At 45.9% G+C, this 13,746-nt stretch carries 13 protein-coding genes; 10 read left to right on the top strand and 3 right to left on the bottom strand.

Annotated features, from left to right (window positions below; all coding sequences use genetic code 11):
- The first annotated feature begins 245 nt into the window (after positions 1-245).
- The 7 genes from V6669_RS19975 to V6669_RS19945 all read left to right on the top strand — a co-directional run bounded on the left by V6669_RS19975 (position 246) and on the right by V6669_RS19945 (position 7,397).
- Positions 246-710, top strand: a complete 465-nt coding sequence (locus tag V6669_RS19975; protein WP_074095707.1) for a Fur family transcriptional regulator — start codon at positions 246-248, stop codon at positions 708-710.
- 2 nt (positions 711-712) lie between these two features.
- A complete protein-coding gene (yidD, locus tag V6669_RS19970) occupies positions 713-964 on the top strand; it encodes a membrane protein insertion efficiency factor YidD (protein ID WP_091018158.1) in 252 nt (83 codons plus the stop codon).
- Positions 965-1,565: 601 nt separating this feature from the next.
- Positions 1,566-3,626 carry a methionine--tRNA ligase gene (gene metG / locus V6669_RS19965; protein WP_091028792.1) on the top strand — a complete coding sequence of 687 codons (2,061 nt, stop codon included), beginning with the start codon at positions 1,566-1,568 and terminating at the stop codon, positions 3,624-3,626.
- Positions 3,627-3,931: 305 nt separating this feature from the next.
- Positions 3,932-4,921 (top strand): zinc ABC transporter substrate-binding protein, encoded by a 990-nt coding sequence (locus V6669_RS19960; RefSeq protein ID WP_338594997.1) that lies wholly within the window; start codon positions 3,932-3,934, stop codon positions 4,919-4,921.
- 99 nt (positions 4,922-5,020) lie between these two features.
- Positions 5,021-5,779: a metal ABC transporter ATP-binding protein gene (locus V6669_RS19955; protein WP_338587768.1), complete on the top strand. Its 759-nt coding sequence runs from the start codon at positions 5,021-5,023 to the stop codon at positions 5,777-5,779.
- Positions 5,780-5,831: 52 nt separating this feature from the next.
- The gene (locus V6669_RS19950) at positions 5,832-6,635 is read left to right on the top strand and encodes a metal ABC transporter permease (RefSeq protein WP_338587766.1); all 804 of its coding nucleotides are present in this window, start codon (positions 5,832-5,834) and stop codon (positions 6,633-6,635) included.
- A gap of 48 nt (positions 6,636-6,683) precedes the next feature.
- On the top strand, positions 6,684-7,397 hold the full coding sequence (locus tag V6669_RS19945) for a cytochrome c biogenesis protein CcdA (protein ID WP_017687570.1): 714 nt from the start codon (positions 6,684-6,686) through the stop codon (positions 7,395-7,397).
- Positions 7,398-7,543: 146 nt separating this feature from the next.
- Here the strand turns inward: V6669_RS19945 and splB are convergent, their stop codons facing one another.
- Positions 7,544-8,614 carry a spore photoproduct lyase gene (gene splB, locus V6669_RS19940; protein WP_338587763.1) on the bottom strand — a complete coding sequence of 357 codons (1,071 nt, stop codon included), beginning with the start codon at positions 8,612-8,614 and terminating at the stop codon, positions 7,544-7,546.
- A gap of 192 nt (positions 8,615-8,806) precedes the next feature.
- Here splB and mntR point away from each other — a divergent pair, with 192 nt between their 5' ends.
- The 3 genes from mntR to V6669_RS19925 all read left to right on the top strand — a co-directional run bounded on the left by mntR (position 8,807) and on the right by V6669_RS19925 (position 12,149).
- Entirely contained in the window at positions 8,807-9,235 is a 429-nt protein-coding gene (gene mntR, locus V6669_RS19935; protein WP_062835284.1) for a transcriptional regulator MntR, read from the top strand.
- Positions 9,236-9,445: 210 nt separating this feature from the next.
- Positions 9,446-11,056, top strand: coding sequence for a family 10 glycosylhydrolase (locus V6669_RS19930; RefSeq protein ID WP_338587760.1), 1,611 nt, complete (start codon positions 9,446-9,448; stop codon positions 11,054-11,056).
- Positions 11,057-11,147: 91 nt separating this feature from the next.
- Positions 11,148-12,149 carry a patatin-like phospholipase family protein gene (locus tag V6669_RS19925; protein ID WP_338587758.1) on the top strand — a complete coding sequence of 334 codons (1,002 nt, stop codon included), beginning with the start codon at positions 11,148-11,150 and terminating at the stop codon, positions 12,147-12,149.
- Positions 12,150-12,209: 60 nt separating this feature from the next.
- Here V6669_RS19925 and V6669_RS19920 read toward each other — a convergent pair whose 3' ends face one another.
- Both V6669_RS19920 and V6669_RS19915 read right to left on the bottom strand, forming a co-directional pair.
- Positions 12,210-12,542 carry a hypothetical protein gene (locus V6669_RS19920; RefSeq protein ID WP_036614407.1) on the bottom strand — a complete coding sequence of 111 codons (333 nt, stop codon included), beginning with the start codon at positions 12,540-12,542 and terminating at the stop codon, positions 12,210-12,212.
- A 5-nt stretch (positions 12,543-12,547) separates the two neighbouring features.
- Complete coding sequence (locus V6669_RS19915) at positions 12,548-13,540, bottom strand: DUF1385 domain-containing protein (protein ID WP_062835280.1); 993 nt, start codon at positions 13,538-13,540, stop codon at positions 12,548-12,550.
- Between the last annotated feature and the right edge of the window lie 206 nt (positions 13,541-13,746).

The raw sequence follows: 13,746 nt of genomic DNA, 5'->3' as shown, positions 1-13,746 counted from the left end.
GTCAGGAAGGGACTCCATCAAATGCAATGTCATTAGCTCCAAGCTAAAAGTAATGGCAATGCATGTGTATGGAGTCCTTTTTATGTGATGTTGGAATGACCCAACCCGGTGTCTTCGTTGACTCTAATCGTAATTTGATGCATTATTAGAGGTATACAAGAAAGCAAAAGTTTTTGCTTTTGCCGAATAAACTGTCGCTCTATGAATGATGCAAAATGCTCGTATGACAGGAGGTGCTTTAGATCATGCTGTCGACAGAACAGATTATTTCAACCATGTCCTCACAGGGACTTCGCATTACCGATCAGCGGAAAACACTGGCCCGGTTATTTGCCGAGTCTCCCGGGTATCTTACACCCAAGGACGTCTATGAATATATGGGTAAGACTTACAGCGGACTGAGTTTTGACACAGTATATCGTAATTTGCGGGTGATGCAGGAACTGGGTGTACTGGAACAGGTCATCTTCGAAGATGGCGTTAAATTCAAAGCACACTGTAGTGAAGATCATCATCACCATCATATGATCTGTCTGAAGTGTCAGAAGACATATCCTATTATTTTTTGCCCGATGCAGCTTGCGGATGCGCCTGAGCAATTTCAGGTTGTAGACCACAAGTTCGAGGTATTTGGATATTGTAAGGACTGTGCAGAGCATGCTCCGGCCAAAGCGGCGTCGGGACATCAACACGCTCATGGGAAGCACTGACCATGAAGTTATCGCGCAGAATTGCTCAGGCACCTATTCGGGTGTACCGCAACTATATTTCTCCATTAACACCGCCAACATGTCGGTTCTATCCGAGCTGTTCGGCTTACGCCATGGAGGCGATTGAAGTGCACGGTGCGCTCAAAGGTTCGTTGTTAACAGCGAAACGTATTGCCAAATGTCACCCGTTTCATCCTGGTGGTGTAGATCTGGTACCACCAAAGGCAGAGAAGTCTACTCTGGTATCAGAGTAACGTTATAGCCGGAAGCATTAGGGTGGCCTGGAAGCAGGCCGTGATTGAACTTGAGGATGCTGTCCACTTGACAAAGGGGTCCGCATTTCAGTATATTTTTCCTATATATGCGAGTTCAAAAAGTCTAGTTTTCAGTACCAAGAAGATGGGATGAAGTTAGAAATGGAGTATCGGAGCGTAGGAAACCTACGTGAGCAACGGACATTTCGGCTGAATTTCAACTTCGATGCTGATGATGCCGGTAGGCATGATTCGTAATCAAAAGTGGACTTTTTGAACAACTTCTATATGATTTCCAGTGAAGGGATAAGTACAGACACACCCCCAGTGCAGAGAGCCGGATGAGCTGAGAACCGGTCTGGGAGGAGGATGGAATATGGTCCCGGAGGAACCTCTTTCGAGCGTGCAGACAGTGATTTCAGAGCTGCTGTCGTAAGGCTGAGGCGTGATCCAGCGTTAATGGGCGGTCGAAGGACCGACAGAGCCTGTGTTTTGCGAAAAACATGGGGAATTTGGGTGGTAACACGTGAGAGCAACTCTCGTCCCATAGGGGCGGGAGTTTTTTGTGTTCTTTTTTAGTTGTTTTGGACGAAGGGATCACATGAAGCAGGAACATTTGAAGGAGGAGAAGTCATTCATGGCTGACCAAAAAACATTTTATCTGACAACCCCGATTTATTATCCGAGTGACAAATTGCATATTGGGCATGCGTATACAACGGTGGCAGGAGATGCGATGGTTCGTTACAAGCGTCTACGCGGTTATGATGCTCATTATCTGACAGGAACCGACGAACATGGCCAGAAGATTGAGCGCAAGGCACAAGAGAAAGGACAGACACCGCAAGCTTTTATCGACGATATCGTTGTGGGGATCAAGGAACTGTGGAACAAGTTGGACATTTCCAATGATGACTTTATCCGTACAACCGAAGAGCGTCACAAAACCATTGTTCAGGATATCTTTGACCGTTTGCTGAAACAGGGAGATATCTACAAAGGTGAGTACGAAGGATGGTACAGCATTCCGGATGAGACGTATTACACAGAGACTCAATTGGTGGATGTAGAGAAGAATGAGAAGGGTGAGATTATCTCGGCCAAGAGCCCGGATAGCGGACACCCGGTTGAATTGGTCAAAGAAGAATCTTACTTCTTCCGTATGAGCAAATATGCAGATCGTTTGTTGAAATATTATGAAGAGAACCCGGGCTTTATTCAGCCGGAATCCCGTAAAAACGAGATGATCAACAACTTCATTAAGCCAGGTCTTGAAGATTTGGCCGTATCACGGACCACATTTGAATGGGGCGTCAAAGTTAAAGGCGATCCAAAACACGTAGTCTACGTGTGGATTGATGCGTTGTCCAACTATATTACAGCACTGGGCTACGGTTCATCCGATGCATCCTTGTATAACAAGTTCTGGCCTGCGGATGTACATCTGGTAGGTAAAGAAATTGTTCGTTTCCATACGATTTACTGGCCAATTATGTTGATGGCATTGGATCTGCCTTTACCGAAGAAAGTGTTTGCACATGGCTGGTTGTTGATGAAGGACGGTAAAATGTCCAAATCAAAAGGTAATGTCGTTGATCCAGTGACTCTGATTGACCGTTACGGTCTCGATGCACTGCGTTATTACCTGCTGCGTGAAGTACCGTTTGGTTCCGATGGTACGTTTACACCGGAGAGCTTCGTAGAGCGTGTCAACTCCGACCTCGCGAACGATCTGGGTAACCTGTTGAACCGTACAGTTGCCATGGTAGACAAATATTTTGAAGGCAAAGCCCCGGCGTTTGCTTCGAATGTAACGGAATTTGATGCTTCGCTGGAAGAAGCAGGCCATGCTACAGTGGAAAAAGTGGAACAGGCAATGGAAAACCTGCAGTTTTCCGTAGCACTGACAGCAATCAGCCAGTTTGTCAGCCGCACCAACAAATATATTGATGAGACGCAGCCATGGGCGCTGGCTCGTGATGAAGCAAAACGCGATGAATTGGCATCCGTTATGGCTCACCTGATCGAAAGCTTGCGAATTGCTTCCATTCTGTTGCAACCGTTCCTGACGCGTGCTCCTCATAAAATCTGGGCACAGCTCGGCATTCAGGAAGGTGAACTTACGGCTTGGGATACAGCCAAGCAATGGGGTCTGGTTCCAGCTGGAAATGCCTTGCAAAAAGGGGATCCAATCTTCCCGCGTTTGGATTCCGAACAGGAAATTGCTTATATCTCTGAAGCAATGACAGGTGGCCAAAAAGCAGCACAGCCTGAAACAAGTCAAGCAGATGCTGGAGCTTCAGCAGCTGTTGAACCGGTAACTGCACCTGAGGGTACCGAAGAGATCGGTATTGACGATTTTGCCAAAGTTGAACTGCGTGTCGCGCAAGTCATTTCCTGCGAACCTGTAAAAAAAGCGGATAAGTTGCTGAAATTGCAGCTGGATCTGGGTTATGAGCAGCGCCAGGTCGTATCTGGAATTGCGAAGTTCTATTCGCCAGAAGAGATGGTTGGACGCAAAGTCATCTGTGTGACCAACCTCAAACCGGTGAAACTTCGTGGTGAACTGTCCCAGGGTATGATCCTTGCAGCATCGCATGGCGACCAGCTTACACTGGCTACAGTACCAGACAACATGCCTAATGGCGCACAAGTAAAATAAAATATAAATGAATATATAAATACTGTCGTAACTATGACTCAAGGTGGCCCGATGTAATTCGGGTCCCTTTTTTATTGATATAATTCGTATCTGACGGGAAGAGAACAAGCATATACTGTTATGAACTCCGTACTTCAGGAAAGAATGAATAGGACGGGATAGCTTGACAAGTAGGTTCAGGTTACCTATAATTCTTTCAGTAATGTTTACGATTAAGAGATGCGGAGTGAATCATAATGACATTTTATAAAGTGCAGCATCAAGCTCAGGATAACCGGACAGGGAAGACGAGCAAAAGAGGCAACATGAAGGTACTGTGGACGGGTTTGCTTATTCTCACTTTGCTGGTATTGTCAGCGTGTGGGCAGGATAGTTCCAATAGTGCGAAGATTGTGGAAGGCAAGGTAAACGTTGTGACGACATTTTATCCTGTATATGCTTTTACGACTGCAATTGGTGGTGAGGATGCCAATGTTATTAACCTGCTGCCAACGGGAGTAGAGCCACATGACTGGACTCCGAAGAGTCAGGATATTGTTAATACGTCCAAGGCACAGCTGTTTTTCTATAATGGAGCTGGACTGGAAGGATGGGTGCCGAATTTCCTGAAGTCCCTGAATAGCGATACACAGGTGAAGTCTGTTGCCGTCAGTGAAGGTGTTAAGCTGTTAACCGCTGAGGGTGATGATGGGCACGGTCACGGCGAAGAGCACGAAGACGAGCATGCAGATGAACATACAGATGAGGCTACCAGTGAAGATGTCGCTGATCATCATATTGATCCACATACGTGGGTTAGTCCGAAATCAGCCATGATCATGGCTGAAAACATCAAAAATAGTCTGGTCGAGGCAGATCCTGATCACAAAGCAGGTTACGAACAACGTTATGAATCGCTTCGTACGAAGCTTGAGACGCTGGATCAGCGTTTTACAGATGAACTAGCTACCGTACCGAACAAGGAAATTGTTGTCTCGCACCAAGCGTTCGGCTACCTTGCGCGTGATTATGGATTAACGCAGCATGCCATTATGGGACTTTCCCCGGATGCTGAACCGACAGGACAGGATATTGTGAAGCTTGCGAAACTCGTTAAAGATGAAGGCATTAAATACATTTTCTTCGAAGAGCTGGTATCTGACAAATTGGCGAAAACATTGGCAAGTGAAGCAGGAGTGGAGACCATGGTCCTTAATCCGGTTGAGGGATTGACCAAGGAACAGGCAACAAACGGGGATGATTATTTCACCCTGATGGAGAAAAATTTGCAAAATCTGCTGATCGCATTAAAATAAGATAGAATGAAGGATTCAGATCGAAGAGTCTTTACCGTTCACGGTGAAGGCTCTTAGGACGCTATGGGATTCTTATATATAATGAAGGGCGGCTTTGCCATGCAGCAAATCATGCCACTATGTCATGATCCAATTATAGAGATCGAGAAACTATCATTTTCCTACGGGGACCAGCGAGTGATTGAGAATCTCGATTTTATGGCCCAAGAGCGGGACTTTGTCGGGATTATCGGTTCCAATGGGGCGGGTAAAACGACATTGCTGCGTATGCTGGTAGGACTTCTTCCTCCTGCGCAGGGAGATATCAAACTATTCGGACAGTCGATCCGCAGGTTCAAGGACTGGGACCGAATCGGCTATGTCCCGCAAAAGAATGCATTTAACCCGTTGTTTCCTGCGACCGTTCGTGAAGTGGTCATGTCAGGCTTGTACAATAACAAAAACATGTTTCGTCGTATGTCTCGCAAATGCCAGCAACAGTGCACGGATGCGATGCAGGTCATGCGGATCGAGGATCTGGCGAACAAACGTATTGGTCAATTGTCCGGCGGACAGCAGCAGCGTGTATTTTTGGCACGAGCGCTTATCAATCACCCGGATCTGTTGATTCTGGATGAACCTACCGTAGGTATTGATGCTGAATCACAGGCCAGTTTCTTTGAACTGATTACCCATATGCATGAACATCACCGTATGACTTTTCTAATGGTGTCTCATGATATGGATCGGATGGAGAGTTATCTGGGTTCTGAAGCTGCGGTAACGAATGGCAAAATTAATTTTCATGTCCGTCATTCGCATGAGATACAGGATTGTGCTGAGACCAATCTGCAACATACCACTGCACAGGTACGCTAGCCGTATTTATGGCCCATTAGATTAGAGTAAGGCCGAAGGAGTCGTGTTTGTTTTGGAAATATTAATGAGTGATTTTTTTCAGCGTGCCCTGGCGGGTGGGTTGTTAATTGGCATTACCGCTCCGTTAATCGGACTGTTCCTGGTCTTACGGCGGTTATCCATGATCGGAGACACCTTGTCTCATGTGACCATTGCCGGTGTTGCACTTGGATTCCTGATTGAAGTGTATCCCATTGCGGTGGGCTTGATATTTGCCGTGCTTGCTTCATTTGCGATAGAGAAATTGCGCAAAGCGTACAAGAGTTACGCCGAATTATCGATTGCCATTATCATGTCCGGTGGTGTGGCTCTTGCTTCCTTGTTCTTCACGCTGGGCAAAGGATATAATGCAGATGTCATGAGTTATTTGTTCGGCAGTATATATACATTAGACGCTACGGATCTGAAGCTGGTAGGTGTGGTTACGCTGATCGTGGTGATTGTAGTGGCATTGTTACATAAGGAATTTTTCCTGCTCAGTTTTGAGGAAGATGCGGCAGCGGTTACAGGGTTGCCTGTGAGAATTCTGAACATGTTAATCACTGTGATGACAGCACTTGTCATAAGCACGGCAATCAAGATTGTTGGTGCGCTTCTGGTGTCAGCGCTATTGACCATTCCGGTAGCGGTCAGCCTGTTGATGGCCCGAAGTTTCAAATCCGCCATTATTTTGTCCGTGGTGATTGGCGAAATTGCCGTAGTCCTTGGACTGGTTGTAGCAGGTATCTGGAACCTCGCACCTGGAGCAACGATTGTATTATTGCTGATCATGATGCTGATTTTGACGATGATTGGAAAAAAAGGGTTACGAGCCTGACGACTGAACGAGCAAGCACGTGAGCCCGGGAAGGGAGACATCCGCTTCATGCCTGATGTTAATGTATGGATGGCTTTTGTAGCAGGCTTGGTCTCATTTATATCACCATGTTGTCTTCCGTTGTATCCGTCGTACCTCTCCTACATTACTGGTATGACGGTGCAACAATTGAAGGATGACCGCAATCAGCGGGAAGTCCGCTTTAAGACGATGACGCATACGCTGGCGTTTATTTTAGGCTTCTCGGCTGTGTTTTATTCACTTGGCCTTGGTGCGGGACTGTTTGGTCAATTTTTCAACGATAACCGCGAACTGATTCGGCAGTTGTCTGCGATTTTGATTATGCTTATGGGGTTATTTTTGCTTGGGGTGTTCAAGCCGCAGTTTCTAATGAAGGAACGAAAGTTGGATATGAAATGGAAGCCAGCAGGCTATCTGGGCTCTTTTATATTTGGCATCGGTTTCTCAGCAGGCTGGTCGCCGTGTATTGGCCCCATTCTGGCAACAATCATTGCGATGGCTGCAAGTGAGCCCACAACTTGGCTGGCGTTGATTACAGGTTATACTGCTGGGTTTGCCATCCCGTTTTTCATTTTGGCGTTTTTCATTGGTTCGACACGCTGGATCTTACGGTATTCCAATGTCATGATGAAGGTCGGGGGAGCATTAATGTTGTTCCTTGGGGTATTGCTTTTTACAGATCAGATGACAAAGATTACGATCTGGTTGCAGCAGATTACACCAGACTGGATGATTATTTAAACGGATGAACTGAATTTAAGTTTTATTATGTATGACATAGCAGGCTACATGTTACCCGAGACACTCTGGGTCATGTAACCTGCTTTTTAATCGTTTGTTAGAAATGCTTTTAACTGCATATGATTTTGGGCAATCCTGTTTTTCGTTTAGGTGAAGTAATCAATATTGGCTAGTGGAAAATGTTCAAAGATCCGTTCCGTTATGAATTCGCGCAGCGCATCTTGCTGGTCATCCTTATACACATACTTGTACTGACCCCAGCGGCCCCATTTCATCTTGCGTTTCTCAATATCCATCTCCAGCTTGGTTTTAGGATAACGCTTCTCAATGGTCGCTTTGGCTGTTTTGGTAAAACGGTGCTGGATCATCTCAAACGTAAGATCCTTGGTTGCTTCCTCTGGAAGTGTATCTGCCAGCTTCTGCAAAAGCTCCGAGTATCCTTCTTCCCAGCCTTCATACCACATAATAGGAGCGATAATGAATCCCAGGGGATAACCGGCGTGTGCAATTTTGCCAGCAGCTTCAATGCGTTCCTCAAATCTGGAGGTAGCCGGTTCAAAGTTTTTGATGACATAGTCCGAATTGACGCTAAACCGGATACGGGTGTGACCGTTATGCTTAATGTTCAGCAACGGATCAACGTGATGATATTTGGTTACAAAGCGCAAGCGTCCGTATTCTTCATCTGCCATAAAACGAATCAAGTCACTTAAATTTTCCGTGATATGCTCGAGTCCTACCGGATCAGACGTACAGGCGGCTTCAAATCTTGTGATTTCAGGCGCGCGTTCTTCAATGTATCCTTTGGCAGCCTGAATGATCTCCTCAGTATTAACGTAGACACGGACATAAGGTTTGGCACCAAGGGTAGTTTGAAGATAACAATAATGGCAGTGCCCCATACAGCCTGTAGAGATGGGAATGGCATATTCCGCTGAAGGTTTCGACTGGTCAAACTTGAGTGTTTTGCGCACACCAACGACCAGAGTACGCTTTGCCATCCGATATTTTTCTTGTTCGGTTTCACCCGGCAGGTTTGTGATTCGGTTATGGGATGTGGTCATCTGATAAGGTATGTTTTTGGATGTCACCCACTCCATAATCCGTTTGCCTTTATCATATTCCAACGCACCGGGTTCAAAATACACCAAATCGGGAATAAAGGGTTTAGTACCTTTTGCTTTACGAACTGGCGGTGAGGCTACACTTGTACTCACGAAATCACTCCTTTCGATGCGGAACTTTGTTTAGTTTGCCTCGTTTGGGTAGAAGTCACGCCTGCCAATTACTTGTGTAACAGTGCGCTGCGAACTGTGCAGGACTTGCCAATGCGTATTGATAACATGTATCATTATAAGATAGGGACCAGGCACGAATAGGGGCCGGTCAGAGAGAAAAGAGGGAAGCAGATGCCAACGCCCAGTATGGAAGATTATTTGGAGCGTATATACAAATTAATTGATGAAAAGGGCTATGCTCGTGTGTCTGATATAGCTGAAGGACTGGAAGTACATCCTTCATCGGTGACGAAGATGATCCAAAAGCTGGACAAAGACGAGTACCTGATCTATGAGAAGTACCGCGGACTGGTGCTTACGCCAAAAGGCAAAAAGATGGGCAAACGTTTGATGGAGCGCCATCATCTGCTTGAACAATTTTTGACAACGATTGGTGTTCAGGAAGAAAATATCTACAATGATGTTGAAGGCATTGAACATCATCTGAGCTGGGACTCCATTACATGCATTGAGTCCTTGGTTGAATACTTCCGTCAGGATGAGAGTCGGTTGCGTGACCTCAAAAATCTTCAGGACGTCATGAGTAATACGGAGTCTTAAGTTTCAGCAGTGGTTTCAACATGGTGATATACAATGAATCGTATCCTGTGATCAAAGGATGCTTCTTGCCGTTTTAATGGCAGGAAGCATTTTTTTGTTTGGATTAACACCATAATTTGGTGATTTTTCGCAACTAAACGATGGGTAGGAGCGTCTATTAAACTAGTAGAATTTACCGCAAATTTATAATGATTTTGGAGGACTGCACTAATGAATTTTCGTAAAGGATTGATGCTGCTGCTCATTTTTGTACTTGGATTACAGACAGCAGGCATGACGGCACAAGCAGCCGGGCAGAAGGAAATCGCTATTTTTCTAGACGGCAACCGTTTGGAATCGGATGTATCACCCTACATCTTGCCCAAAGTAAATGTAACGATGGTGCCTCTGCGTGTTATTAGCGAAGGACTGGGTGCGTCTGTTTTATGGTCTCAAGCTACTCGTACCGTGACCATTCAGAAATCCGATTTAGTCATCTCTATGACGAGCGGGCGCCAGCAGGCGACCGTGGATAACGCTGTAGTTGGTCTGGATGCATCGGTCGAATTGAAACAAGGTCGGGTCATGGTACCCATTCGATTCGTCAGTGAGAATCTTGGCATTCGAGTGAACTGGAATCAGGCAGCCCAGACCATTGATCTGTACACAGGAGACGAATCAGTCCCAACTCCTGAACCAACCCCGGCAACCCCAGCGGAGCCTGGAGGTACGGGCACTGTACCAGCTTCTGAAGAGATGCGGGGAGCCTGGATTTCCACTGTGAATGGAGACTGGCCTACATCCGGTGCCAAGGGAAATGTAGAGAAGCAAAAACAGGAGTATACGAAACAGCTTGATACTTTGCAAGGTATGGGCATTAATGCCGTATTTGTCCAAGTGAGAGCCAATGGGGATGCCATCTATCCTTCAGGTCTGGTACCTTGGAACAGCGTATTGACAGGAACACAAGGTAAAGATCCAGGTTATGATCCCCTCGCTTTTATGGTCGAGGAGGCACACAAACGGGGCCTGGAGTTCCACGCCTGGTTTAATCCGTTTAGAGCAACGAACTCAGCGAGTACATCGAACTTGGCTGCAAACCACATCTCCAAGCTTCATCCAGACTGGATTGTGAATGCATCCGGCAAAATGTACATTAACCCGGGTATCCCGGAAGCCAGACAGCATATTATCGATACGATCATGGAAGTGGTCAATCAGTATGATATTGATGGCGTACATCTGGATGATTATTTCTATCCATCCAATGTGACTTTTAATGATGATGCCGCCTTCAAAACCTATAACACATTAAATACCAAGGACCGTGCTGAATGGCGTCGGGACAATATCAATCAGTTCGTTAAGCAGCTCGGGCAGAGCATTCACAGCGTGAAAGCTAACGTTGAATATGGAATTAGTCCATTTGGTGTATGGCGTAACAAATCTGTTGATCTGACGGGTTCTGATACCAAAGCAGGAGTAACCGCGTATGACAGCATGAATGCAGATGTGCGGACATGGATTAACCAGGAGTGGATCGACTATGTCGCTCCGCAGGTGTATTGGAGTATGACACTAAGTGTAGCCAGATACGACAAAGTCGTGGACTGGTGGGCGAATGAAGTGGCTAACACAAATGTAAAATTGTATATCGGTCACTCTCCTTATAAGTTAGGTACGCCGGAAATTGGCTGGCAGACTTCACAGGAGATCATCGATCAGCTGAACTACAACAAGAAGTATGGTTCGGTCAAAGGGGATATTTTCTTTAGTTCACAGTACTTGACGAAGAACCCTCTCGGCTTGATTGCCAAATTAAAAGCCTACTATGGTCTATAAAACATTTTAACAATACAGTGATAAGACAAACCCTTGTTCTCATAGAGTGGCAGTAGAAACGTGGCTGCCTGGAGAACGGGGGTTTTTTGTTATGTTAATTAACGCGGTATTTGAAGGTGGAGGCGTCAAGGGAATATCGCTTGCGGGTGCTGTGCAGGGTGCTCAAGATTGTGGCATTCAGTTCAATCGGGTGGCCGGCACGTCATCGGGCTCCATTGTAGCTGCTCTGCTAGCGGCGGGTTACCGGGCCGAAGAGATGAAAGTCATTATTGAGAATACACCCTTTGTTTCATTGCTGCGTCGTTCCCCCATATTTAATACCCGATGGATCGGACCCGCAGCAAGGCTGTTCTTGAAGAAAGGACTGTATTCCGGAGAAGCGCTGGAATCATGGATTCGCAAGATGTTGGAGCAGAAAGGGATTCGCACATTCGCTGACTTGCCGCAAGGCAAGTTGCTTATTACCGCATCCGATATATCCAATGGGACCATTCTGGTGCTGCCGGACGATATTCGTCGGTTCGGCATTGATCCTGCGAAGCTGGATGTTGCAAAAGCGGTACGTATGAGTTGCAGTATTCCGTATTTTTTCGATCCGGTAATCATACGTAAATCGCCAGTATTCTCCAAAGGACTTCCTTTTCAAGATCAGTTCGTCTATGTAGTGGATGGTGGATTGCTTAGCAATTTTCCGCTGTGGCTCTTCGATGGGGATCGTACGGAACGAGGTGGAGACGTTATTCCGGTTGTCGGATTCAAAATGGTGGGGAAGACGGAAGTGGAACCTGCCCGGATTAAAGGACCGTTAAGCATGCTTCAGGCCCTTGTGGAGACGATGCTCACAGCACATGATGAACGCTACATCGAACAGATTAACCGGTTTCGGACAGTGAAGATACCAACGCTTGGGATTAAACCAACGCAATTTCATTTATCGTTACAGGACAGCACGGCCTTATATCGATCAGGTACTACCGCAGGGAGTGAATTTTTCAACGGGTGGAATATGAAAGTGTATGATGAACAGCTGGACAAACAACGAAAAGAATTGCGCAAGAAACAGGCAGAAGCTCCGCCTCTGATTCCTGTATAAACGCGAAAAAAGCAATTCTCCGCATATTGGGAGAACTGCTTTTTTGTATATCAGTAACTTTTAATGAAATTTCGGTATATCTTCATCGCTTTTACCTTTTTGTCCCTGAATCACTTGGAAAGGATAATCCTTGCGTTTCTTAGAAGAGCCGCTGCTCTTTCTGGCACTGGACTGTGCATTGACTTTCGCCATGGTTCGAGCCGATGGCTTGATCTTTGGTGATTTGGTTTTGCTTGCCCAGCGACGAGGCGGATATTTGTACAGCAGGAATACAGCTCCGAACACGACCAGAGGAATAATGATCCTGGATGGACTAGCGTTCCCCAGCCAAGTCAAGACTCCAACAGCAGCTAGTGCGATGAACGTCCAAAATAAGATTGCCTGCTTGTTCATATCATTCACCCTTTCACAGGATCGAGTGTTGCAACAGGTACTTCTGACGTAGCAGAGACATTGGCAAGCTTGGCATCCAACTCACGCATACGGTTAAACGAAGCAATGGATACTTCTACCTGTTCGTTGGTCGGTTCTTTTGTTGTCAGCAATTGCAGCCACAATCCCGGGTATCCGAGATAACGCAGTACAGGAATATCACGTACTGAATTCGTGAGCTTTAACAGTTCAAAAGAAATGCCTAGCACAACTGGCAATAACAACAGACGCTGACCCATCCGTTCCCAGAGGTTATCGTACGTGAAGAGGGAGTATAGAAACACTCCAATAATGACAGTCAACATAATGAAACTGCTTCCGCAGCGGTAGTGCAGTCGGCTGTACTTTTGCACGTTCTCCGGTGTCAGTTCTTCACCAGCTTCATGTGCGCTGATTACTTTGTGTTCCGCTCCATGATACTGGAAGAGACGTTTAATCATCGGTGTCTGTGAGATTAACCACAGATAGGCGAGTAACAGGATCAGCTTAATGCCGCCTTCCAGTAAATTATGCAAAAACTGATTGTCGAATGCATTTTTGAATAGAAAATTCTCGATAACAACAGGAAGCAATGTGAGCACAACTTTACCAAAAAGGAATGAAAGGATGGCTACGGCGGTCACACCAATGATCATACTAAGGCTCCAGCCTGAACCTTCTTTCTCTTTTTGCTTGGCTTTCTCTTCCGGTTCCAGTTCATCATCAGCATAGGCGTCAGCAGAATAATTGAGATGTCTGCTACCTTTGACACTTGAATCTATAATGCTGACAATTCCGCGTAATAAAGGAATCCGCCGCAATTTCGTGACCCAGGACTTGTCTTGCTTGGGAACTTCCAGATACGTAATTTCGCCGTCTTTTCTACGAACAGCTGTAACGTTGACATGTTTCCCACCGAACATTACGCCTTCAATGACAGCTTGCCCCCCATAGCTGACAGGCTTGGATTGTTGAGGCAAATTATTCACCTTCCTATTCTGTTCTAGGCCTTCGCGATCAAAGGCAGTTTAATAACCCTATTGTATCGAATTTTAAGACCAATTTCTAGTTTGTGAGTCAAACCTTGAAGGATGTTGTTAAGATTGTCCTGTTTTGAACATACTACCTCGTAGAATCGGAGCGGAAATTAGAGGCATAATGCGGGATTATCAACTGAATGAAGGAG

The sequence above is a fragment of the Paenibacillus sp. Y5S-9 genome (assembly GCF_036894235.1).
In the GTDB taxonomy this organism is placed as follows: domain Bacteria; phylum Bacillota; class Bacilli; order Paenibacillales; family Paenibacillaceae; genus Paenibacillus.
This window is presented reverse-complemented; position numbering and strand designations above follow the sequence as displayed.

What these genes read in the sequence shown, in the direction of transcription:
- V6669_RS19975 (WP_074095707.1), top strand. Translation starts at nt 246, where the DNA reads ATGCTGTCGACAGAACAGATTATTTCAACCATGTCCTCACAGGGACTT.
- yidD (WP_091018158.1), top strand. Translation starts at nt 713, where the DNA reads ATGAAGTTATCGCGCAGAATTGCTCAGGCACCTATTCGGGTGTACCGC.
- metG (WP_091028792.1), top strand. Translation starts at nt 1,566, where the DNA reads ATGAAGCAGGAACATTTGAAGGAGGAGAAGTCATTCATGGCTGACCAA.
- V6669_RS19960 (WP_338594997.1), top strand. Translation starts at nt 3,932, where the DNA reads ATGAAGGTACTGTGGACGGGTTTGCTTATTCTCACTTTGCTGGTATTG.
- V6669_RS19955 (WP_338587768.1), top strand. Translation starts at nt 5,021, where the DNA reads ATGCAGCAAATCATGCCACTATGTCATGATCCAATTATAGAGATCGAG.
- V6669_RS19945 (WP_017687570.1), top strand. Translation starts at nt 6,684, where the DNA reads ATGCCTGATGTTAATGTATGGATGGCTTTTGTAGCAGGCTTGGTCTCA.
- mntR (WP_062835284.1), top strand. Translation starts at nt 8,807, where the DNA reads ATGCCAACGCCCAGTATGGAAGATTATTTGGAGCGTATATACAAATTA.
- V6669_RS19930 (WP_338587760.1), top strand. Translation starts at nt 9,446, where the DNA reads ATGAATTTTCGTAAAGGATTGATGCTGCTGCTCATTTTTGTACTTGGA.
- V6669_RS19925 (WP_338587758.1), top strand. Translation starts at nt 11,148, where the DNA reads ATGTTAATTAACGCGGTATTTGAAGGTGGAGGCGTCAAGGGAATATCG.
- V6669_RS19920 (WP_036614407.1), bottom strand. Translation starts at nt 12,542, where the DNA reads ATGAACAAGCAGGCAATCTTATTTTGGACGTTCATCGCACTAGCTGCT.